19 protein-coding genes, 1 other RNA gene and 1 pseudogene are annotated in these 22,065 nt (G+C 67.7%); 10 read left to right on the top strand and 11 right to left on the bottom strand.

Features of this window, described 5'->3' with window-relative positions; all coding sequences use genetic code 11:
* Positions 1-36: 36 nt before the first annotated feature.
* The 6 genes from VAE46_RS02450 to VAE46_RS02425 all read right to left on the bottom strand — a co-directional run bounded on the left by VAE46_RS02450 (position 37) and on the right by VAE46_RS02425 (position 7,631).
* On the bottom strand, positions 37-1,089 hold the full coding sequence (locus tag VAE46_RS02450) for a deoxyguanosinetriphosphate triphosphohydrolase (protein ID WP_322795321.1): 1,053 nt from the start codon (positions 1,087-1,089) through the stop codon (positions 37-39).
* A gap of 55 nt (positions 1,090-1,144) precedes the next feature.
* Positions 1,145-3,451: a phosphoenolpyruvate synthase gene (gene ppsA, locus VAE46_RS02445; RefSeq protein ID WP_322795320.1), complete on the bottom strand. Its 2,307-nt coding sequence runs from the start codon at positions 3,449-3,451 to the stop codon at positions 1,145-1,147.
* A 112-nt stretch (positions 3,452-3,563) separates the two neighbouring features.
* The gene (glmS, locus tag VAE46_RS02440) at positions 3,564-5,402 is read right to left on the bottom strand and encodes a glutamine--fructose-6-phosphate transaminase (isomerizing) (RefSeq protein WP_322795319.1); all 1,839 of its coding nucleotides are present in this window, start codon (positions 5,400-5,402) and stop codon (positions 3,564-3,566) included.
* 365 nt (positions 5,403-5,767) lie between these two features.
* A complete protein-coding gene (locus VAE46_RS02435; RefSeq protein ID WP_322795318.1) occupies positions 5,768-6,073 on the bottom strand; it encodes a hypothetical protein in 306 nt (101 codons plus the stop codon).
* 32 nt (positions 6,074-6,105) lie between these two features.
* Positions 6,106-7,020 carry a deoxyribonuclease IV gene (locus tag VAE46_RS02430; RefSeq protein ID WP_322795317.1) on the bottom strand — a complete coding sequence of 305 codons (915 nt, stop codon included), beginning with the start codon at positions 7,018-7,020 and terminating at the stop codon, positions 6,106-6,108.
* Entirely contained in the window at positions 7,017-7,631 is a 615-nt protein-coding gene (locus VAE46_RS02425; protein ID WP_322795316.1) for a class I SAM-dependent methyltransferase, read from the bottom strand. The genes VAE46_RS02430 and VAE46_RS02425 overlap by 4 nt, the downstream gene beginning before the upstream one ends.
* Before the next feature lie 60 nt (positions 7,632-7,691).
* Between VAE46_RS02425 and VAE46_RS02420 the strand changes: the two genes are divergently transcribed.
* The 6 genes from VAE46_RS02420 to VAE46_RS02395 are packed head-to-tail and all read left to right on the top strand — an operon-like array spanning position 7,692 to position 13,875.
* On the top strand, positions 7,692-8,906 hold the full coding sequence (locus VAE46_RS02420; RefSeq protein WP_322795315.1) for a CoA transferase: 1,215 nt from the start codon (positions 7,692-7,694) through the stop codon (positions 8,904-8,906).
* A 49-nt stretch (positions 8,907-8,955) separates the two neighbouring features.
* Positions 8,956-9,231: a metal-sensitive transcriptional regulator gene (locus VAE46_RS02415; protein ID WP_322795314.1), complete on the top strand. Its 276-nt coding sequence runs from the start codon at positions 8,956-8,958 to the stop codon at positions 9,229-9,231.
* 44 nt (positions 9,232-9,275) lie between these two features.
* Positions 9,276-9,485: a CopZ family metallochaperone gene (locus VAE46_RS02410; protein ID WP_322795313.1), complete on the top strand. Its 210-nt coding sequence runs from the start codon at positions 9,276-9,278 to the stop codon at positions 9,483-9,485.
* Positions 9,486-9,516: 31 nt separating this feature from the next.
* The gene (locus VAE46_RS02405) at positions 9,517-11,886 is read left to right on the top strand and encodes a heavy metal translocating P-type ATPase (protein ID WP_322795312.1); all 2,370 of its coding nucleotides are present in this window, start codon (positions 9,517-9,519) and stop codon (positions 11,884-11,886) included.
* A 52-nt stretch (positions 11,887-11,938) separates the two neighbouring features.
* Positions 11,939-13,108, top strand: a complete 1,170-nt coding sequence (gene ispG / locus VAE46_RS02400; protein ID WP_322795311.1) for a (E)-4-hydroxy-3-methylbut-2-enyl-diphosphate synthase — start codon at positions 11,939-11,941, stop codon at positions 13,106-13,108.
* A 50-nt stretch (positions 13,109-13,158) separates the two neighbouring features.
* Positions 13,159-13,875, top strand: coding sequence for an MOSC domain-containing protein (locus tag VAE46_RS02395; protein ID WP_322795310.1), 717 nt, complete (start codon positions 13,159-13,161; stop codon positions 13,873-13,875).
* 53 nt (positions 13,876-13,928) lie between these two features.
* On the opposite strand, the gene ssrA is transcribed toward VAE46_RS02395, so the two are convergent.
* The 4 genes from ssrA to VAE46_RS02375 all read right to left on the bottom strand — a co-directional run bounded on the left by ssrA (position 13,929) and on the right by VAE46_RS02375 (position 17,410).
* Positions 13,929-14,288, bottom strand: a transfer-messenger RNA (tmRNA) gene (gene ssrA, locus VAE46_RS02390).
* 43 nt (positions 14,289-14,331) lie between these two features.
* Entirely contained in the window at positions 14,332-14,784 is a 453-nt protein-coding gene (gene smpB, locus VAE46_RS02385; protein WP_322795309.1) for an SsrA-binding protein SmpB, read from the bottom strand.
* A gap of 70 nt (positions 14,785-14,854) precedes the next feature.
* Positions 14,855-16,174 carry a S41 family peptidase gene (locus VAE46_RS02380; RefSeq protein ID WP_322795308.1) on the bottom strand — a complete coding sequence of 440 codons (1,320 nt, stop codon included), beginning with the start codon at positions 16,172-16,174 and terminating at the stop codon, positions 14,855-14,857.
* Between the two features lie 87 nt (positions 16,175-16,261).
* A complete protein-coding gene (locus tag VAE46_RS02375; RefSeq protein WP_322795307.1) occupies positions 16,262-17,410 on the bottom strand; it encodes a hypothetical protein in 1,149 nt (382 codons plus the stop codon).
* Positions 17,411-17,862: 452 nt separating this feature from the next.
* Here VAE46_RS02375 and VAE46_RS02370 point away from each other — a divergent pair, with 452 nt between their 5' ends.
* Both VAE46_RS02370 and VAE46_RS02365 read left to right on the top strand, forming a co-directional pair.
* Positions 17,863-18,642, top strand: a complete 780-nt coding sequence (locus tag VAE46_RS02370; RefSeq protein ID WP_322795306.1) for a FliA/WhiG family RNA polymerase sigma factor — start codon at positions 17,863-17,865, stop codon at positions 18,640-18,642.
* Positions 18,643-18,931: 289 nt separating this feature from the next.
* Positions 18,932-19,705: a response regulator transcription factor gene (locus VAE46_RS02365; RefSeq protein ID WP_322795305.1), complete on the top strand. Its 774-nt coding sequence runs from the start codon at positions 18,932-18,934 to the stop codon at positions 19,703-19,705.
* A gap of 91 nt (positions 19,706-19,796) precedes the next feature.
* Here VAE46_RS02365 and VAE46_RS02360 read toward each other — a convergent pair whose 3' ends face one another.
* Positions 19,797-20,897 carry a class I fructose-bisphosphate aldolase gene (locus VAE46_RS02360; protein ID WP_322795304.1) on the bottom strand — a complete coding sequence of 367 codons (1,101 nt, stop codon included), beginning with the start codon at positions 20,895-20,897 and terminating at the stop codon, positions 19,797-19,799.
* Positions 20,898-21,072: 175 nt separating this feature from the next.
* On the opposite strand from VAE46_RS02360, the gene VAE46_RS02355 reads away from it, so the two are divergent.
* Together VAE46_RS02355 and VAE46_RS02350 are read left to right on the top strand one after the other, a co-directional pair.
* Complete coding sequence (locus tag VAE46_RS02355) at positions 21,073-21,735, top strand: response regulator transcription factor (protein WP_322795303.1); 663 nt, start codon at positions 21,073-21,075, stop codon at positions 21,733-21,735.
* Between the two features lies 1 nt (position 21,736).
* Positions 21,737-22,065 (top strand): annotated as a pseudogene (locus VAE46_RS02350) (hypothetical protein); the annotation flags it as partial.

Below are 22,065 nucleotides of genomic sequence, written 5' to 3'. Positions count from 1 at the left end.
GCTATTGCATAAGCGGTAAGGAAATCGCCCGGGCGGCTACACCTGCCAGCCGACGGCATCGGGGCAGCCCAGGCCGGCCGCGAGCCGGATGGCGTAGCGGTCAGTCATGCCGGAAATGTAGTCGGCCGCGCGGCGCTCGACCGGGTCATCCGGGAGCGAAAAATCGGGCGAAATCTGCTCCGGATGCGCCAGGAAGTGGCGGAAGAGGAAGCGAACGATGCGCTTGCCGCGTTCGGCTTCCTGCCGCGTGGTATCAAACAGATAGACGCGCTGGAACATGAACTCGCGCAGTTCGTTGGCAGCAGCGTGAATCTCCGGGCTGAAGCGGATCACCGGTTCAGGCCCGGCGCCGGTGGCGGCCCAGCTTGCCTCGACGATGTCGCAAATGAGGGTGTCCAGCCGCCGGGCGTGAGTGGTGCCGAGCAGGCGTTTCGTGCTGTCGGGGAGGTCGTTCTCGGTGATAAGCCCGGCACGGATCGCATCGAGGATGTCGTGGTTGATGTACGCGATGGCGTCGGCCGTCTTCACGACCTGGCCTTCAAGGGTGACCGGGACGCCCCAGCCCTCGGCGAAGATATCCTCCCGCGCCTTCGAGCTCTTTTCGACCGCATCCAGGACCTCGAAGGTGAGGTTGAGTCCGCGGCCGGCATTTTCGAGCCGGTCGAGGACGCGGACGGACTGATAGTTGTGGCGAAAGCCCTCCGGGAGGCACTCGGCGAGGGCTTCTTCCCCGGCGTGGCCGAAGGGGCCGTGGCCGATGTCGTGACCGAGCGCCGCTGCCTCGGCGAGGTCTTCGTTGAGGTTGAGGGCCCGCGCGATGGTGCGGGCGACCTGTGCGACCTCGAGGGTGTGCGTCAGCCGCGTGACATAATGATCCTGTGCCGGCGCAATGAAGACCTGCGTCTTGTGCTTGAGCCGGCGAAACGCCTTGGTGTGGAGGATGCGGTCGCGGTCGCGCTGGTACTCCGTGCGCAGCGGAGATGGCGCCTCGGGGCGCTTGCGACCCCGCGAGGTCACCGAGCGGGCGGCGTAGGGGCTGAGGAGTTCCTCGCGCGCCTCGAGACGCCGCCGCACCTCGTGAAGGTCCATCGGCCGCATTGTATGCGCGGTCCCGGGAGCGCGAGAACCGGGCGCCAGCTGATGCTCAGCTGGTGGGAGCCCGCCCGAGCTTCGCCTCGGCGTTGGCGATGATCTCCCGGGTCTGGTCGATCATGTCCGGGCTCACGCTGACGCTCGTGACACCCCACTCGACGAGCTTCTCCGTGACCTCGGGGTAGACGCTCGGCGCCTGCCCGCAGATGGAGGCCGTGATGCCCCGGCGACGCGCGGTCGCGACAGCCGTCTGGATGGCCGCCATCACCGCCTCGTTGCGCTCATCGAAGGTATCAGCAAGGGCCTCGCTGTCGCGGTCGATGCCCAGGACGAGCTGGGTGAGGTCGTTCGACCCGATGGAGATACCGTCGATGCCGATGTCGATGAAGCGGTCGAGGATAAGGACATTCGAGGGGACCTCGACCATCATCCACAGCTTGAAGTCGTCGCCGCGGACAAGGCCCTGCTCCGACATCAGCTGCTTGACCCCGCGCAGCTCATCCGGCGTGCGCACGAAGGGCACCATCACGTACAGGTTGCGGAACTCCCGCCGCACGCCCTTGATCGCCTCGAGTTCGAGCCGGAAGATGTCAGGCTCGCGCAGGTAACGGCTTGCGCCGCGATAGCCGATCATCGGGTTTTCTTCGGTCGGCTCGTACTTCGCGCCGCCCTCGAGGTTGGCGTACTCGTTCGTCTTGAAGTCGGTGAGGCGGTAGACCACCGGCCGAGGGTTGAAGGCCCGGCAGAACTCGCGGATGCCGGCCTCGAGCTGGCGGGTGTACTCCTCCGGGTGGCCTTCCTCGATGAACTGCCGCGGGTGCTTGCCGATTTGCGCCACGATGAACTCAGCGCGAAGCAGCCCGACGCCGTCGACGTTGCGCTTTGCAACAACCTCGGCCAGCTCGGGCTCAGCGAGGTTCACATACAGGCGCGTCGTCGTCTTGAGCGACGCAGAGCGGGCGTAGCGCTCCTTCTGGCGCTCGTACCAGGCGAGCCGCTTCTCGGCCCGGCCATCGTAGATGCGACCTCCGGACCCATCGACCGTGACTTCACGCCCGACCTCGAGGCCGGTGGCGCCGGCTACCCCGACAACGCAGGGGATGCCCAGCTCGCGGCTGACGATGGCCGCGTGGCAGGTTCGCCCGCCGCGCTCGGTGACGATGGCCGAGGCGCGCTTCATCGCCGGCACGAAGTCCGGGGTCGTCATCTCGGCAACGAGGACGTCCCCCTGGCGGACGATGTCGATTTCGCGCGGGTCGCGCACGATACGCACGGCGCCGACGCCGACGCCGGGGCTGGCGGGCTGGCCGGTGAGCAGCACCGGCGCGGTCTCCTCCTCGCCCTCATCCTCCTGCACGTCGTGCTTCAGCGTGGTGACCGGGCGGGCCTGGGTCAGGTAGAACTGCCCTTTTTCGTAGGCCCACTCGATGTCCTGTGGAGCGCCGTAGTGCTCTTCGACCGACCGGCCGATCCGGGCCAGTTCGCGAACCTGGTCGTCGGTGAGCTTCTGGCGCTCGCGCAGCTCCCCGGGTACTTCAACCCAGGCGTTGCCGCTTTCGTGGCTGCCATCGGCGCCTTCGCGCCGCGCGATCATGCGTTCCTGCGGCGTGACCGTTTTCGAGAGAATCCGCAGGGATTCCTTGTCGACGATGTAGAGGTCGGGGGAGATTTCGCCGGAAACGATCCCCTCGCCGAGCCCGTAGACCGCCTCGATGGTGATCTTGTTCCGGTCGGAGGTGACGGGCTCCACGGTGAACATCACGCCGGAGATTTCGGACTGGACCATCCGCTGGACCGGGACGGCCAGGCCGACCTTGGTGTGGTCGTAGCCGGATTCTTCGCGGTAGAAGATGGCGCGCGCCTCGAAGAGCGAGGCCCAGCAGGCCTGGACCGCCCGCACGACGTTGTCTGCGCCGACGACGTTGAGGAAGGTGCTCTGCTGGCCAGCGAAGCTCGCCTCCGGCAGGTCTTCGGCGGTCGCGGAGCTGCGGACCGCGACCGGGCCCTCGCCGAGCTCGCGGTAGGCCTGGCGAATCTCATCGGCGATGTGGGCCGGCATGGGCGCTTCCATGATGCGCCGGCGAATGTTCTCTGCCCGCTCGTTGAGCATGCGGCTGTCGTGCACGTTGAGGCCGAAGAGCTCCTTGCGGATAACCGGCTCAAGCCCGTTCTGCTGAATGAAGCGGAAATAGGTGTCGGCGGTCACCACAAACCCGGGGGGTACCGGGATGGCAGCTCGGGTGAGTTCACCGAGGTTGGCGCCCTTGCCGCCGACGAGGCCCACATCCTCCCGGCCTACCTCGGAGAACCAAACGACGGATCGAGTGACGCTTACCAATCTGTCTATACCTCCGCGCATCGCGCATAGTGCAGACCGATGGCTTCGGTCGCACGATTATAGGCCGATCGGCCGAATTTGCACGGCCGGCCAATCGGCCCGTTCTTCCGCTGCCAGGGGTCGCAACCTGCGGTCATTCGACCGTCACCGTCTTGGCCAGGTTGCGAGGCTGGTCCACGTCGCAGCCGCGCTGGACGGCCACATCGTAGGCCAGCAGCTGGAGGGGCACCACGGCCACCACCGGTTCGAGCCACGACGAAACCGGCGGAACCGGTATGACGGCATCACAGAGCGCGGTGAGCTGCTCGTCCCCCTCGGTGATCACCGCGGTGACGGGGCCGCCGCGCGCCTGGATCTGCTCGATGTTCGACACCATCTTCGCGCGCAGGGCGTGCTCGGTCGCGACCGCGATGGTCGGGAACGACGGCTCGATCAGGGCGATCGGCCCGTGCTTCATCTCGCCGGCGGCGTAGCCCTCGCCGTGGATGTACGAGATCTCTTTGAGCTTCAGGGCGCCTTCCATCGCCACGGGGAAGGCCAGCCCGCGCCCGAGGAAGAGGGCGTGCTCGGCGGCCGCCAAGCCGCGAATGAGCTTTCTCTGCTGGTCCCGGCGCGAAAGCACGGATGCGACGGTGCCAGGCAGTCGCGCGAGCTCGTGCAGGTGGCCGGCGAGCTGCTCCGGAGTTAGCGGGCCTTTCGCCTGGGCGAGGCGCAGGGCGAGGAGATACAGAGCCACCACCGCCGTGGTGAAGCACTTGGTGCTTGCCACGCCCCGTTCGAGCCCGGCGCGGGTGTAGACCGTGCCGTCGGCGACGCGGGTGGTCTGGGCGCCTTCGGTGTTGCAGACCGTGATCTGCAGCGCGCCAGCCTGCTTCGCGACCGCCATGGCTTCAAGTACGTCGACCGTCTCGCCGGATTGGCTGACGCTCACAACGAGGGTCTCCGGACCGAGGACGGGGTCACGGTAGCGGAACTCGCTGGCGTTATCGACCGCAGCGGGCACGCGGGCGAACGCCTCGATGTAGCGCTGGCCCAGCATCGCCGCGTGGAGGCTGGTGCCCATGCCGATGAGGACGACCCGCTCGACAGCGGCGAGGCGCCCGGCTGCCGCGCCGAGGTCGTCGAAATAGAGCGCGGGCGGCTCCAGGGTGGCGAGGCTCCAGATGGTGTCGGAGATCGCCTCGGGCTGCTCGAGGATCTCTTTGAGCATGAAGTGGGGGTACTGGCCCTTGAGGGCCGTGACCGGGTCGATCGGGATGCGCCGCCGCTCGAGCGCGACGGGTTCGCCGGCGATGGTGCGGGCCTCGGCGGAGTCGGCGGTGACCCGCGCGAGCTGGCCATCCGCGAGGAACGCCACCTCCTGGGTGACCGGAAGCACGGCGGCGAGGTCGCTGGCGACGACCATTTCGCCCTGCCCGAAGCCGATCACGACCCCGCCGGCGTTGCCCAGGCGCGCAGCGACGATCGCGCCGGGGTCGCAGGTGCTCATGGCCACGATGGCCTGGGAACCGGTGACCTGCCGCGCCGTGGCGGCCAGGGCATTGAGCAGGGAACGGCCGGCTGCCAGCTCCTCTTCGATGAGGTGGGCGAGCGTTTCCGTGTCGGTTTCGCTGGCAAAGCGGTGGCCGCTCGCCAGCAGCCGCTGCCGCAGGGCGGCGTAGTTCTCGACGATGCCGTTGTGGATGACCACCACACGGCCGTCGCAGGAGAGGTGCGGGTGGGCATTCTGGTCGCTGGGGCGTCCGTGGGTGGCCCAGCGGGTGTGCCCAATGCCGACGGTCGCGTCCGGGAGGTCGCCGACGGAAGCCTCGAGGTTGGCGATTTTGCCCTGTTTCTTGGTGATGGCGAGCTGCTCGCCTTCGAGCAGGGCGATGCCGGCCGAATCGTAGCCGCGGTACTCAAGGTCTTTCAGCGCACGAATAAGAACCGGGACGGCGGGGCGCTGGCCCGCGTACCCGACGATGCCGCACATGGCGTACTCCTTGCTTGCATGGGGAACTGATCCCCGGGGTCGGGGCACGCGGGCACGCCAGTTCCGGGAGCGACGCTCCCGCGGACTGCGCGGCCTGCCGGAGCAAGGGGCGGGAGGGAATCCCGTGCACGCGGCTCGCTTTTGTCACCCGGTTACCCGAAGTGGTTTGTGCGATGCCTGACGGCTGTGCAAGCCGGGGGGCCATCCGCCGAGTGGTTCGATACTGCCCCCGCCTCGTCATCCGCCGGTAACGGCGGACCTGGCGCTTGAAGTCGACGCTCCGCGCGTGCCGTGGGTCGTGTGGTCTCCCGTTCACCTCCTGCGGGCGAAGCTGCGATGAGTGTCACCGGCGGCCCGCCCGGCCGTCAACTTTCCGCGCGCGGAATGCCGGCGAAGCCGAGGAAGTCGTCCTCCCACTCGAGGACGACGCGGATGAGCGGGGCGTCGATGGCGTAGGGGCGGGCAACGATGCCCCGCGCTGCGAATTCCTCAGCCAGGCGAGCGGCGATGGCATCGAGCGGCTGCGCGTGAATGCCCAGTTCGCGCTCGGTCTCGAGGATGAGCTCGATCAGTTCGCCCTGGACCTGGAAGCCCTCCTCCTGGAGCTGCTCCCAGATCCACTCGGCACACTCGGTGAACAGCGGGCCGCTGAGGCGGCCGGTGGTGGTCACTCCTGGTATCCCTGCCGGCTGGATTTCGCCGTTCAGCCTAGCGCAGCCTTCTGGATGCGCGAAAGCGGCGGCATCCGCGGCGCTTCGAGGCCGGCCTCCCTGCGCAGGGCCTTGAGCCGGCGCACGTTCTTTTCGTCGGGGCCGGTTCCTTCGAACCCGGGAACTTCCAGCAGGAACGGCACGTCGCGGAACGCCGGGTGCCGCATCAGGGTGCGGAAGCCTTCGAGGCCCAGGTGTCCCTCGCCGATGTTCTCGTGCCGGTCGCGGAAGGTGCCTATCGGCTGCTTGGTATCGTTGGCGTGCACAGCGACGAGGCGGTCGAGTCCGATTTCGCGGTCGAACTCATCGAGCGCGGCTTCGAGTCCGGACGGACTGGCGAGGTCGTAGCCCATCGCGTAGGCGTGGCAGGTGTCGAAGCAGACGCCGAGCCGCTGGTGGCCGCCGAGCGCCCGAAAGATAGCGCCGAGCTCCCCGAAGCGCCCGCCGATGCAGTTCCCCTGCCCCGCGTTGTTCTCGAGGATGAGCAGCGCGGGGTTTGCGGGGTCATCTTCCAGAATGGCCCTCAGCATCCCGGCGATGCGCTCCACCATCGCGCCGTCGTAGCCGGCCCCGAGGTGACTGCCCACGTGGAAGATGGTGCCCACGACGCCCATGCGGCCGGCATACCGGTGATAGGCCAGCAGCGATGCGCTCGACTTTTCGAGGATGGCCGGGTCCTGGCTGCCGAAGTTCATAAGATACACGCCGTGGAAGAAGACCGGCATGCCGGACGCCTCGCGCACGCGGTTGAAGCGGTCGACCTGCTCGTCGGTCAGGGCGGGGAGCTTCCACTGCTGGGGCGCGCTGATGAAGAGCTGCACGGCCTCGGCGCCGATCGACCGGGCCCTTTCGAACACGAGATGCGGACCGCCAGCGCTGGAGACGTGGGCGCCGATACGCACCGTCACGACTCCCCGGCCGGCACCGCGCGCCCGACGATGGCCGGGAGCGGGCCGATCTTGCCGTGGTGGAGTTCCGCCACGTCGAAACCGGCGGCGCGAATCGTGGCGAGCGTGTCGCGGTTGGGATGGCAGCCGCCCCCAAGCCGGCTCCAGAGCGGCGTGATTGCGCCGAGCAGCATCCGGCCGGGCCGCGCCCGGGCATTGACATGGTCCCAGAAGAGCAGGTTCCCGCCAGGGCGAAGGACTCGCCGGATTTCGCGCAGGGCCGCTGCCGGGTCCGGGATAGTGCACAGCACGAGGGTCCCGATCACGGTGTCGAACGAGTCATCGGGGAAGTCGAGCTGCTGGGCGTCGCCGTCACGGAGGTCGAGGTCGCGCCCCGGCGGCCGGTGGCGTTCGGCGCGCTCGCGCATAAACGGGTCGGGCTCGATCCCGACATAGCGCACGTCCTCGGGGAGGTGGGGCCAGTTCGATCCGACGCCGTAGCCAATCTCCAGCGTGTCGCCGCGGGCTTGGCCGACCAGCCGCGCCCGCAGCCGGCGCTCGCGACGGCTCTCGTGGCGGCTCAGCCAATCCCAAGCTGCGGCGAATCGTCGGTGACCTGCGAAGGTGGACATGCGCTTCGTTGACAGCATAGTGGGGCGTCCTGACAATCGCGCGCAACCGGGAGGCAGCACATGTTCCCGAACGTCCCGCATACCGGGCTCCCGCTCTCGGGGCTGGTGGTTCTCGACTGCACCATCTGGCAGCAGGGCACGTACGCCACCGCGATGCTCGCGGATTTCGGCGCCGACGTGATCAAAATCGAGGGGCCGGACAGCCCCGACCCCGGGCGCGGGCTCAGCGACGCCTACTTCCAGAGCCACAACCGCAACAAGCGCGGCATCGTGGTGGACCTGAAGCACCCGGAAGGCCGGGAGACGGTGCTGAAGCTGGCGGAGCGGGCCGACGTGTTTGTGCAGAACATGCGGCCCGGAGTGATGGAGCGGCTGGGGCTGGCGTATGCGGACCTGCGCGAGCGCAACCCAGCAATCATCTACGCCTCGGCATCGGGCTACGGGTCGAAGGGTCCGCACCGGGCGTGGCCGGCAATGGACATCCTCGGGCAGGCGCGCGGCGGGACGATGATGACCCAGGGGCCGCCGGACCTTCCGCCGATCTTCTCCTTCGGCGGCATGGCCGACCAGGTTGGGGCGATCATGCTGAGTTACGGCATCCTGCTCGCGCTCTGGCACCGCGCCCGCACCGGGGAGGGGCAGGAGGTGGAGGCCTCGCTGCTGGGCGGGCAGGTGATGCTCCAGTCGTTCAACATTACCACCACCCTGTTCACCGGCCAGGTGCCGCCGCGCCGGTCCCGGGAGGAGGCCGCTCCGCTCTGGAACGTCTACCGCTGCAGGGACGGCGGCTGGATCGCCCTCAGCATGGCCCAGCTGAGCCGCTGGTGGCGCCCGTTTTGCGAAGCGCTGGGGAGACCAGACCTGCGGGACGACCCGCGCTTCTGCGAGCTTCCCGCCCACTACGAGCACCGGCAGGAGCTGATCGCCGAACTGGACCGAGTATTCGCCGAGCGCGACCAGTGGGACTGGGTGGAGTACCTCTGCGGGCAGGGGCTGCCGGTGGCCCCGGTGCAGGATTACGCCCAGATCGCCCGGGATCCGCAGGTACTCGCCAACGACTACATCGTCGAGTTCGACCACCCGGCCGGCGACCGGCGCAGAATCGTTGGGCCCGGTGTGCAGCTGAGCCGTACTCCCGGCCAGATTCGCCACGGAGCACCCGAGTTCGGTCAGCAGACGGAAGAGGTGCTGCTGGAGTTTGGGTTTACTTGGGAGGACATTGAGCGGCTGAAGTCGTGCGGGGCGGTTGGAGCGCCGGGCGGCCCGGACTTGTAACCCTGCTGCCGGTCGGAATAGAATAGGGAGGTACCCTATTGGAGGTCTCATGACCCCGGAAACACGCCGCCAGGCGCTTCGCCGCATCAAGATCATCGCCGGCCAGGTTGCGGCGCTCGAAAAGCAGATCGACGAGGACCGCTACTGCATGGACGTGCTGGACCTGTCGCTTTCGATCCAGCGCGCCCTGCGCAGCCTGGATGCGCTCGTGCTGGATGGGCACCTGAAGACCCACGTGGTCGAGATGATTCGCAACGGCGAGGAAGAGAAGGCGCTCGAGGAGCTCCGGCGGCTCTACCGGGTTCAGGGCCCCAGCGAACCGTGAGGCTGGCGACGGCGTCCACGTGAACACCGAGGAGGTTGGATGAGATGGCTGACACAATCGAACTGACGATCACGGGCATGACCTGCGACCACTGCGTGAATGCCGTCACGGGCGCGCTGAAGCAGGTCCCCGGGGTGAAGGAGGCCGTGGTGAGCCTCGCCGAGAAGTCGGCGCGCGTCACCGGCGACAACCTCGACCCTGCGAAGCTCATCGCAGCGGTGGAGGAAGAGGGGTACGACGCCGCGGCGCGCTGAACCGGGCCGCACTCCCCAGGAGGGTCCGGCAATGGCAACCGCAGAGAAGGCGGTGACGCTGAACGTCACCGGGATGACCTGTGCCTCGTGCGTGCGGCGCGTGGAGCGGGCGCTGAGCCGGGTCGAAGGGGTCGAGACGGCCAGCGTCAACTTCGCCTCGGAGACCGCTCGCGTCACCCTCGGCGCGCCGGTGCCGGTCGAGGCGCTGGTCGCGGCGGTCGAGAAGGCGGGGTACCACGCCCGCCCGGTGCATGAGGGCGAGCAGCGCAATCCCGCGGACGCAGCGCGCGGGACGCTGCTGCAGCTGCTTGCCGCCTCGGTATTCGCGGTCCCCGCCGTGATCCTGGCGATGGCGATGGATATCGCCGGCCTGCACCTGTTCGACAACTCCACGCTGCACGGCTGGGTGGTGCTGGCCCTTGCCACGCCGGTCCAGTTTGGGCTGGGCTGGCGCTTCTACCGCGGGGCGTGGGCCAGCCTTCGCCAGCTGAATCCGAACATGGACGTGCTCGTGGCGCTGGGCACCACCGTGGCCTACGTCTACAGCGCCTGGGTGGTCGCCGCGGACCGCCACGACGTGCACATGTATTTCGACGTCAGCGTGGCGGTGCTGCTGTTCATCTCGATGGGAAAGTACTTCGAGGAAACGTCGAAGGGCGCGGCGTCGCAGGCGATCCGGGCGCTCCTGAATGCCGCGGCACGTACGGCGACCGTCATCCGCGAGGGGCAGGAGCTCGAGGTACCGGTCGAATCGGTCCGGGTGGGAGACATCTTCCGCGTGCGCCCGGGGCAGCGCATCCCGGTCGATGGCGTGGTCGTCGAAGGGACGGCCACCGTGGATGAATCGATGCTGACCGGGGAATCGATCCCGGTCGAACGAAGCGCGGGCGACCGCGTGTATGCGGGGACGCTCGCGCAGGGCGGCTCCATCACCGTCGAGGCAACCGCTGTCGGCGCGGACTCGATGCTGCAGCAGCTCGCCCGCCTGGTGGAGGAAGCGCAGGGGTCGAAGGCGCCCATCCAGAAGTTGGTCGACCAGGTGGCGGCGATCTTCGTCCCGGTGGTGATCGTCATCGCGGCCGCGGCGTTCCTTGCCTGGGGGCTTGCCGCCGGCGACTGGGGCAAGGGCATGATCGCCGCGGTGGCGGTCCTGGTGGTGGCCTGCCCGTGTGCCCTGGGCCTGGCCACGCCGGCCGCCATCATGGTCGGCACGGGGCTGGGCGCAGCGCGCGGGGTCCTGGTGCGCAACGCCGAAGTGCTGCAGCGCACCCGCGCGCTGAACGTGGTCGTCCTCGACAAGACCGGCACGATTACCGAGGGCAGGCCGCAGGTGGCGGAGGTGGTGACCTTCGGGGAATGGGGTCGACGCGAGCTCCTGCGGCTTGCAGCGGCGGCGGAGTCGCCGAGCGAACACCCGCTCAGCCGGGCGGTCGTCGATGCAGCGGTGGATGAGGGGCTTGCCATCAGCAACGCGTCGGAGTTTGAGTCGTTTACCGCCCGCGGCATCCAGGCGATGGTTGATGGGCGCCTGGTGCAGGCGGGCAACCGGGCGCTGTTCGAGGAGTTCGGCTTCGACCTGTCGCCCATCGCGCCGGAGATCGAAGCCCTGGAGGCGCGCGGTCAGACCGTCGTGGTGGTCGCGGTCGACGGGGAAGTCGCGGGGCTGCTCGGGCTGTTCGATGCGGTGAAGCCGAACGCACGGCGTGCGGTGGAGGCGCTCCACCGGCTCGGTCTGCGGGTGGTCATGCTCACCGGCGACAACGAACGTGCCGCGGCTGCGGTGGCCGAGCAGGTCGGGGTCGATGAATTCCGGGCCGGGGTTCGCCCCGAGGACAAGCTGGCTTTCGTACGGGAGCTGCAGGCACAGGGGCTTTCGGTGGCGATGGCCGGGGACGGCATCAACGATGCCCCGGCGCTAGCCCAGGCCGACGTGGGCATCGCGATGAGCACCGGGACCGATGTGGCCATCGAGGCGGGCGACATCATCCTGCTGCATGGCGATGTCGCGAAGATCGCCGAGGCCATCGCGCTCTCGCGGGCCACGCTTCGCACCATCCGCCAGAACCTGTTGTGGGCGTTCGGCTACAACGTGGTCGCCATCCCCATCGCGGCGGCCGGCCTGCTCAACCCGCTGTTCGCCGGCGCGGCGATGGCGCTCAGCTCGGTGAGCGTGATGGCCAATTCGCTTCGGCTGCGGACAAAAGCGCGCGACCTCGCCCGCGCCGCCGGCAACGAGTACACGGCACCCGTCCAGGGCGTGTTCGCGGCGAACCGCGGCCCGCTGATTGCGATGGGCCTGGCCTTTGTGCTGCTGGTGGTGCCCATGGTGGTGTTCACCGGCATCGACCGGGGCTGGTTCGGCAACGACGGCGGCAACCACGCCGGGCACCAGGCCGGGTGACGGCCCCGGGCTGCTAACACGTCCGGGTGCGGCGGGCTGCTAGACTCAGAGCATGATCAAACGCGCGAATACCCGGCCGGTGCGGGCCGGCTCAGTCATCATTGGCGGCGGCCATCCCATCGTGGTGCAATCGATGTGCGCCACGCGCACCACCGACGTGGAGGCGACCGCCGCCCAGGCGAAGATGCTCCACGAGGCGGGCGCCGGGCTGGTCCGCATCGCGGTGGATAGCAGGAAAGACGTCGCTGCCCTGGCGGAGATCCGAGCACGGGTACCGGAGGCGAACCTCGTTGTTGACCTCCAGGAGAACTATCGGCTGATCGCCGAGGTCGCGCCGTACGTGAACAAGGTTCGCTACAACCCGGGGCACCTGCACCACCACGAGAAGCAGAAGAGCACGCGGGACAAGGTCGCGTTCATTGCCGAAACGGCAGCGAAGCACGACCTCGCCCTCCGGGTCGGCGTGAACTGCGGCTCGGTCGACCCGGAGATGGAGGCGAAGTTCGAAGGGGCAGACGAACCGGGTCTCGAAGGCGTGACTGCGATGGTCGAGAGTGCACTCCAGCACTGCGCCATCCTCGACGACCTCGGCTTCGACCGGTACGTCGTGTCCCTGAAGGACTCGGACCCGCGCAAGGTGATTGCCGCGAACACCCGCTTCGCCGAACTTCGGCCGGACGTCCCGCTGCACCTCGGCGTCACCGAAGCCGGGATGCTGCCGGATGGCGCCATCAAGACCCGCATCGCCTTCGAGCAGCTGCTTTCGCGCGGCATCGGTGACACCATTCGCGTCTCCCTGACGCTTCCGTTCAGCGAGAAGTGGCGGGAGGTGGACGTTGGCCGGCAGATCATCGCGGACGTCGAGGCCGGCAGGTTCCGCTCGGTGCCGAAGTTCCTCGAAGGCGGTCTGAACATCATCAGCTGCCCGAGCTGCAGCCGGGTCGAGAACGAGGCGTTCGTGGACCTCGCGTTCAAGGTCAAGGAGATGACCGCCTACGCGAAGGAATACGACATCACCATTGCGGTGATGGGCTGTCGCGTGAACGGTCCCGGCGAGACCGACGACGCCGACCTCGGCCTCTGGTGCGCACCGACGTTCGTCAACCTCAAGCGGGGCGAAGGGGAGCTGGGCGCCTTCCCGTACGACACGGTCCTGGACCGCCTGAAGGAAGAGCTCGACCGGCTGATCGAAGAGAAGAAGGCGGCCCGGTCGGCGTCCTGACGGCAGGCGCCGTTGCCGAACCCGGGACGGCCGGGTAGGCTCCGCCCACCATGAGCGCGGCCACCGTCGGCGAGATCTGGCAGTTCCCGGTGAAGGGCATGGCCGGCTCGGCCATCGAGCGCGCGGAGATCGGCCTCCAGGGCATTGCCGGGGACCGACTCTACGCGTTTACCCGGGCGGACCGGGTCACGCCCTTTCCGTGGTTTACGGCGCGTGAGTTTGCGGGCCTCCCCGGGTATGCCCCGTCGTGGGAGCCGGATGCGGAGGGGAAGCGCCAGCTCGTTATCCGGAGCCCCCGGGGCGAACAGTTCCGGATTGATGAACCCCGCCTCTCCGCCGAGCTGGAGCGGCTGTCCGGTATCCCGGTGCGACTGCACGCCGACTACCGGGGAAACCACGACGTCGCGCAGGTGTCGATCATTAGCCGAGCGACCATTGATGCCATCTGCTCGGCCGCGGGGGTCAGGCCCGATGTGCGGCGATTTCGGATGAACCTGGTGCTCGAAGGGCCGGGCGCCTTCGAAGAGGACCGGTGGGTCGGGCAGTTCGTGGCTGTCGGTACGGCGCGCCTGGCCGTGGTGGCGCGCGACGAGCGCTGCGTGGTCACCACGCTCGACCCCGCGGGCTCGGGCGAGCGGGCGCCCGGGGTGCTGACGTCGGCCGGGGCGCTGAACGGCGCCTGCGCGGGCGTCTATGCGGTGGTGGTGCAACCGGGTGAGGTGACGGTCGGTGAACGGGTGGTCGCTCTCGGTGAAGCGCTGGTCTGAACTCGCAATGGAAGCAGAACGGCCGGGCGCACGCCCGGCCGGTTGAAGGCGGTTGGTGGAGACGCGGGAGAGTTGAACTCCCGGTCCAGAGAAGGTCGGCTCCGGATTCTCCTACAGGCTTTCCCACCGATGGGGTTCTCGCCGCCGGACTGCAGTGGTGGTCCCCACGTCCGCCGGCCAGCCGATGGGTCTTTCGCGGGCGATATCGGCGTCAGCCCGCGGCATCCTGGCTTTGGTGACGCCCTACCCCGGCGCTACCAGGCCGGGCCCCGGGGAGGACGGCTCCGCACTAAGCGGCGAGAGCGAGTTGGCGAGTGTTGCCGTTTATTTTTGGCCGCCTGATTTACGAGGGTGACGACCAACCTCGGCCTGCTATCCGGCTACCTGGCTTCCTGTCGAATCCTTTCGTCCCCGTGATGCGAAAAGAATAGCACAGCTGTTCGCCCCCGGGAAGGGTCAGGCGCGGCGGCGCACGGCCTCGGCCAGGGCGCGCTCCTGGTCGCGGCGCTTGAGCATCTCACGCTTGTCATAACGCTTCAGACCGCGGCCGACACCGAGCTCAACCTTCGCCCTGCCCCGCTTGAAATACATGGAGAGCGGGATCAGGGTCAGGCCTTTTTCTTCGACCATTTGCGCGATTCGGCGGATCTCCTTCTTGTGGAGGAGCAGCTTGCGGTCGCGCGTGGGGTCATGGCTGGCGTAGCCGGCGTTGGCGTACGGAGCGATGTGGGCGCCGACCAGCAAGATTTCGCCGTCCTTGATGCGGGCGTACGACCCCTGGAGCTGGACTTTGTGGTCGCGCACGGACTTGATTTCCGAGCCGGTCAGGACGATGCCGGCCTCGAAGCGCGCAAGGATTTCGTAGTCGTGCCGGGCGCGCCGGTTTTGGGCAATGGTGGCTTCGGTCATGCTGGAACGGCTCCCGGGACGCTCGGGGGGGCAGACACGACGCCCCGTGACAGGTCAGTGTATCGCCGGCTCAGTTCCCGCGCAGGAAGTCGATGGCGGCGAAGACCTGGAGGTCGCCGTTTGCGACATAATCATCGTAGGTCATCGGGACCTCGATATCGGGCTTGACGCCCAGCCCTTCGATCTGGTCGCCGTTGGGGGTAAGCCAGCGACCGACCGAGATATACAGTGCGCCGCAGCCCTTGGGATCGCCGCAGTTCTTGAGCTCCTGCAGCTGATTAACCGTGCCCTTGCCGAAGCTGCGGGTGCCGATGACCGTGGCCCGGCCGTTGTCGCGGAGGGCAGCCGCCAGGACCTCGGCACCCGAGGCGCTACCGGAGTCAATAAGGACGACCAACGGGATGCTCGTGGCGATGCCCCCGCGCCTGGCGGTCCAGCTCTGACTCTGCCCATCGGCGTCCTGTTCGGTGAGGATGGTGCCGCTGTTGAGGAACTCGTCGGCCACATCCACGGTCGCCTGGAGGAGCCCGCCCGGGTTGCTGCGCAGGTCGATGATGAGCCCCTTGTAGCCCTTCGACTCGACATCCTTCAGTTTGGTGCGCAGCTCCTGAAGGGTCTTATCGTGGAACTGGGTGATGGCGACGTAGCCGATGTCCGTGACTTCGTTGCCGTTGCGGTCGACCAGTTTGGTGCCGCTCTCGCCGGGGATGGTCTCGAGGTTCGGCTCGAGGAACACGCTTTCGAGCGGGATATTGCCGCGGGTGATCGTGATTGTCTCGATGGTCCCGTCGGTGTGTTTAACTTTGAGCGTGACCTGCGTGCCGGATGGCCCGCGGATTTCCTGGACCGCCTGCGTCTGGGTCCAGCCTTCCGTGGAGACGCCGTTGACCTCGAGGATGACGTCGCCGGGGCGGATGCCGGCCTTCTCGGCGGGTGAGTCACGGAACGGAGCGACGATGGTGATGACACCGTTCTGGTCGGAAACGGTCGCGCCGATGCCGTCGTAGCTGGACGAGAGGTCGAGCGCTCCGGCGGCGAGCTCCTCGGGAGTCAGATATTCCGTATGGGTGTCGTTCAGGGAGCGGATGATGCCATCGATGGCTGCCTGCCTGAGCGTCTCTTCATCGAGGGCAGCTTTATCGACATAACGTGACTTCAGAAGGTTGACGATCTCGTCGATGATGGCCGCGCCGATGGTATCGCCCTCGCCGGCGGCAGGGGTGTTGGACGTCGCCGCGGCCGGGGGCGCGTCATCGGCGGTCAGGTCTTTCACCGCCCAGCCAAGGCCAAAGGCGAGGGTGAGCATGGAGAGGAGGAGAAAGACGGCGACAGCTGCGCGAGCTACCTGTTCGCCGGCGCCCGGCCGGGTTTGTTCGCGGGGGAGGTCCATAGTGGTCCTTTGCGCCAGTGGCGCGGAGATGGTTCGAGTGTACACATCGGTTTCGCGCCGCTTCAATTTGGGCCGATTACCGGGCGTTTACGGCCGCCCGCCCCCGGAGGTCGCGATGACCCACCCGATGGTGCCCCGCCCGAGGTCCTGCCAGCGGGCAGCGGCTGTCGAATCGATGGCGAGGACGCGGTCCAGCGCAGGCGGCCCGTAGGAGGCGTGGAGTCCATCAGTCGCGACCCGCCCGCCAATCGTGAACCAGCGGCCATCCGTCGACCATGGGCTGTGGGAACGGCCAAACTGGTCGAAAAACGACACAGCGGTACGGGTATCGGCTGAGAGGACAATGGGTTCGAGCGCACAGCCCGGCGCGCCATCGGCGTCGAAGAACCGGACCTGGAAGCGGCCGTCACCGCTGAAGGTGGGGGAGAGCACGGCGAGCCGCTCGCCGGTCGGCGACCACCAGCCGGCCAGGTGATGCCCCCGGAACAGGACCCTGTACTCCTCGAAGCCGGGCTGCCAGGTCCCAACCTCCGCGAAGACCGTCGATTCGCCCGGCGTCGCCACCGCCACGGAGACCCCCGTCGGGGAGCGACCGGGGAGAAACGCCACGGGGGCCTCGAATCGCGGGCCGCTAACGCGATGGCCTGAGGGGAGGTGCAGGGCACGCAGGCTCACCCCGTTGTCCTCCGCTTCGGCCCAGGCGAGCCACTGACCATCGGCGGTGAACGCGGGGTCCCGAAAGCCGCGAGCGTTCGCCGAGAGCTGGCGGAGTTCGCCCCCGGGGAGCGCACAGAGCGAGAGCGTCTCCCCGTGGTGGATGGCGAGCAGGTCCGACACTGGCGACCAGTCCATAAACAGGGGGGCTCCGCCAAGCAGCACCGAAGACGCTGACTTGCCGACCTCCCACGCGCGGAGGCCGAGGGTCCGCCCGGCCGGCTGGACGATCGCCAGGAAGCGACCGCTCCGCGACCAAAAGACATAATGTGGCAGGCGGTCGGCGATAAGCGCAGCCGGGCTCAGGGATGTGCCAGGCACCGCCAGCTCGCCGGCGCCGGCAAGATCGACGAGATGGACCGACGTGCGCGGGGGGTCGCCGCGGTGGAAGGCGGTCACCGCCGCCTGCGCGGTGCCGGGTCGCATGGCGGGCCACCAGCCGCGCACCTGCCGCACCGGGCCGGCGCCATCGGCACCCGCGGCGACCACCGTATCGGGATAGCGAACGGAGAGGAGGCGCATGGGGGCAGGGTAGCGCGGGGAGGGCGATGGCGCCCGTTTGCAAGAACTTCGCACTATACATGTTATGTTCTTGCGGCTGGCTTTCCGGCACCCTCGGGGCACGCTGCGGCTGGTGCGCCGCCGGCGCCAGCCGGGGCGCTCCGTCCTGGCCCTTCGACGCTATCGCGGCGTGTGCAAAGCGCACGCCGATGCAACTCCCGAGACCGAAAGGGAAGTGCCACGCCCTGGAGCAAGGAGACGACCGCTTCGGTGCCGGTAAAAACCCCGATAGGGAGAACCCGGGGACGGTGCAGGGAAAACCCTTATGTCTCGCGTTGTCACCGAACCACCACGACCGTGTCACCGCATCCGCGTTGTTCTGTCACCGGGCAGCCCTGAACAATCGGCACACCTGTTCGACAACCACAACACGCAGGGTTACCGGCAGGGTGCTTGTTCGGGGGAGCAAGAAAATGCAATGGCCGTCCACCAACCACGACGACGTCAACGAACAACCAGGCGCTGAGGTGCCGAATCGCCTCTCGCTCGAGGAACAGCAGCGGCTGGTGATGCAGTATGCGCCCCTCGTGCGGCGGGTGGCGCGGACCCTGCCGCTCGAAATCCCGGGGCTGCTCGAGTTCGAGGACGCGGTCGGCTATGGCACCTGCGGCCTGGTGGAGGCGGTGCGCCGCTACGACCCCTCGAAGGGTACGAACTTCCACGCCTACGCTGTCCAGCGCATCCGCGGCGCCATGATCGACGCCTTCCGGCGGATGGATCGCCTGAGCCGGACCATGCGCCAGAAGGCCCGGGACGTGCAGCGTGCACAGTCGGAGCTCGAAACCCTCCTGGGCCGCACCCCCTCGGAGTCGGAAACCGCGGAGCACATGGGTATCAGCATCGAGCAGTACCGGGACGCAGCGTCTCAGTCGCGCTGGGTGACGGTCTCCCTCGACCGCATGCTCGAGCGCGACGATGACGGCGATTCCTTCCCGGCCGCCGAGATGCCCACCGCAGAGGAGGACCTGGATTTCACCCGCGGGTTCGAGGAGAAAGAGCTGTACGAGGAGCTTGCCCGCTCGGTGGCTGCCCTCCCGGAGCGCGAACGGCTGGTCGTCAGCCTATATTATGTCGACCGCCTCACGATGAAGGACATCGCCGCGGTGCTGCAGGTTTCGGAGACGCGGGTGAGCCAGCTCCATGCCCAGGCCGTGAAGCGCCTGCGCCGATCCCTGCTGCGCGACGTCGCCTGAACCCGCAGACCCTGCCCTTGGCTCGAAATTTTCCCACGACCGCCGGCTCTCTCGCCGGCGGTCGTGCGTTGTGGGAGGCATGGGGTTCGGGCCGGGAAACGGACAGGTGAACAGCCCGCACAACCCGGGGCGAAAGAGTGACCGCGACCCCTATTAGCCACGCAGAAGCTGCCGAACATACAGAGTGAACGGCCTGCGATCGCCCGGCGGCGGGCAGGCGATGAATCTACGACCGGACATGTTCCGCCCCGGGGTGACGGGCTCCGGGATGGGCCAAGGGGGTGATGAAATGCCGGACCGCTACTCCGATGGCTTTCGCAGCCAGGTAGCGTTCGTGACACACACGCGCGACTACCGCTCGGCAGACGTCCTGCCGGCACTCGCGCGGCACGGATTCACGACCACAGAACGCCCGCACGACCGCGAAACCGAACGGCTCATCGGGCAGTTCGACCCGGACCTCGTGGTGCTGGCAATCGACCCGCGCCAGGACGAGGACCTGGCGCTTGTCCGCAACGTGGCGCGCACGTGCAAGGCGCAGATCGTGGTCGTCGCGCCGGGGCCGCACCCACATGGGCTGGCGCTGGCGCTCGAGGCCGGTGCCGATGTCTGCCTGCGCGACACGGACGGCGTCGAAATGTTCAGCGCGCAGGTCGGCGCCCTGCAGCGGCGGAAGATGGCCGCGCTCGCTGAGCCCGAGCAGGACGAGGGCCCCAGCACGATCACCGTCCGCGACCTCGTGCTCGACTTCGACCGCTGCCAGGCGATCCGGCAGAACGAGACGATCCCGCTCACCCCCACGGAGTTCAAGATCCTGGCCTACCTTGCCAGGAACGCCGGCAAGGTGGTCAGCCCGGTCGAGATCCTCCGCGCCGTGCAGGACTACACCTACTCTGAGCGCGAAGCGCAGGAAATCGTGAAGGTCTACATCCGCCGCATCCGCCGCAAGGTGGAGCTCGACCCGGCCGAGCCGAGCTACATCGTCAACGTCCGCGGCTTTGGCTACATGCTCGAGCGGCGCAGCTCGCGGCGGGAGCCGGCCCGGGCATCCGAGGCCGCCTGAGTCCCAGGCTTGCCGATTAGCAAGGCAACGGCCCCGCAGGCATCTGCGGGGCCGTTTGGTGGGGGGCCGGTGTCGCCGGGCCAGGCCCGCCTCAGGCGACGGTCACGCCCTCGCAGCGGTAGACGTCCTGGATGGCATGGAGCAGGGCGATGCCTTCCTCCATGGGGCGCTGGAACGCCTTTCGGCCGCTGATGAGGCCCATGCCGCCCGCGCGCTTGTTGATGACCGCCGTCTTCACTGCCTCCACGAGGTCGCTTTCGCCGGCGCTCGCGCCGCCGGAGTTGATCAGGCCGACGCGGCCCATGTAGCCGTTCGCGACCTGGTAGCGGGTCAGGTCGATGGGATGGTCGGTGGTCAGTTTCGTGTACATCCGCTCATCGAACTTGCCATAGCTGCCGTTGCGGTTGAGGGCGCGGTAACCGCCGTTCTGCTCGGGGAGCTTCTGCTTGACGATATCCGCCTGGATGGTGACGCCTAGGTGGTTGGCCTGGCCGGTGAGGTCGGCGGAGGTTTCGTGGTTCACCCCATCGACCTTGAAGCCGGGGTTACGCAGGTAACACCAGAGGACGGTGGCCATGCCCAGCTCGTGGGCGTAGGCGAAGGCCTCGGCGACCTCGACAATCTGGCGCGAGCTCTCTTCGGAGCCGAAGTAGATGGTCGCGCCCACTGCGGCGGCACCGAGATTCCAGGCTTCCTTGATGGTCCCGAACATGATTTGGTCGTACTTGTTCGGGTAGGTCAGCAGTTCGTTGTGGTTGATCTTCACGATGAACGGGATGCGGTGGGCGTACTTGCGGGCGACCGCGCCGAGCACGCCGAAGGTTGAGGCGACCGCGTTGCAGCCGCCTTCGATGGCCAGCAGGACGATGTTTTCGGGGTCGAAGTAGGCGGGGTTCTTCGCGAACGACGCGCCGCCGGAGTGCTCGATGCCCTGGTCGACAGGGAGGATTGAAACGTAGCCGGTCCCGGCGAGGCGCCCGTGGTCGAGAATTGCCTGGAGGTTGCGAAGCACCTGCGGCGAGCGATCCGATTGGGCCCAGACGCGTGAGACGAAATCGGGCCCGGGGAGGTGGAGCGACTCGCGCGGGATCCCTTCGCAGCGATGTTCGAGGAGCGACTGGGCCTCGCTGCCGAGGATGTCGGCGATGTCGGTGAGGGTGAGTTCGCGGGTGGTTCGGTCGGCGAGCACCATGAGCGGTATCCTGTCGGAGGATGAAGCGGCATCTCTGCCGGGTGCATGATACTCCCCGGACGGCCCTCGGTCTCCTCGCGGTGCTGGCCATCATTCGCCGCAAGGATTTCTTTACCTTCGCTACGATGTATGCGCGGTACCGTAGTGGATACCACTGCACGAGGGAGGTGAGCGCATGCGGGTGCTGGTCGTCGAGGACGAAGAGGCCATCGCTGGCGCAATCGAACGTGGACTGGTGAAGCAGGGGTACCAGGTTGATGTGGCGCAGGATGGGGCGGAGGCCCTGGAGAAGGCCGCGGTGACCAACTACGACGTCATTTGCCTGGACCTCAACCTGCCGCGCATCGACGGGCTGGAGGTGTGCCGGCGGCTGCGCGAGGATCGGTTTACGGGCGGAATCATTATGTTGACCGCCCGCAGCTCCATCCGCGAGCGCATCGAGGGGCTCGACCAGGGTGCCGACGACTACCTGATTAAACCGTTCGCGTTCAGCGAGCTTGCCGCGCGCATCCGGGCAATCACGCGGCGCGAAGGCGCGCTCCGCGAGCCCATCATCGAGACGCGCGGGCTCGAGCTGGACCCGAACACCAACCGCTGCCGGCGCAATGGCAAGGAGATTCACCTGACGCCGAAGGAATTCGCGCTGGTCTACTACCTGGCGCGGAACGAAGGCCGGGCGGTGCCGCAGGAGGAGCTGCTCGAGAAAATCTGGGACGAGCACGCGAACCCGTTCACGCAGACCGTGAAGGTGCATATGAACAACCTCCGCCGCAAACTGAACGAAGGGTTTGAGGAACAGCTGATCGAGACGATCCGCGGAAAGGGCTACGTCCTCTAGGGTGCACGTCCCGCCGTTCTTCCGGAGCATCCGCTTCAGGCTGACCGTCTGGTATTCCAGCCTGCTGCTGCTGTTCGGCGTCGCGTTCGTTGTGGCGCTCAATGTGGCAGTACGGCTCGACCAGCCGCGGGTGTTCGAGATTTCGCCGGACAGCGATGTGACCTACATCCCGGTTCGGACGGGGCCGGGCCAGGCCATCATCGTGCCGGTCGAGACCCAGAGCTACACCCTCCGCGAGGTGGAGCACGGCATCTATTCTGAGAACCTGGACCGGCTTCAGTACTGGTCGCTGGTGGCGGTCGTCGGCCTCGCCCTGGCTTCCGGGGTCGG

The organism is Tepidiforma sp. (assembly GCF_034433535.1).
Lineage (GTDB): Bacteria > Chloroflexota > Dehalococcoidia > Tepidiformales > Tepidiformaceae > Tepidiforma.
The sequence above is the reverse complement of the archived record's forward strand: the minus strand, read 5'-3'. Positions and strand labels throughout refer to the sequence as shown.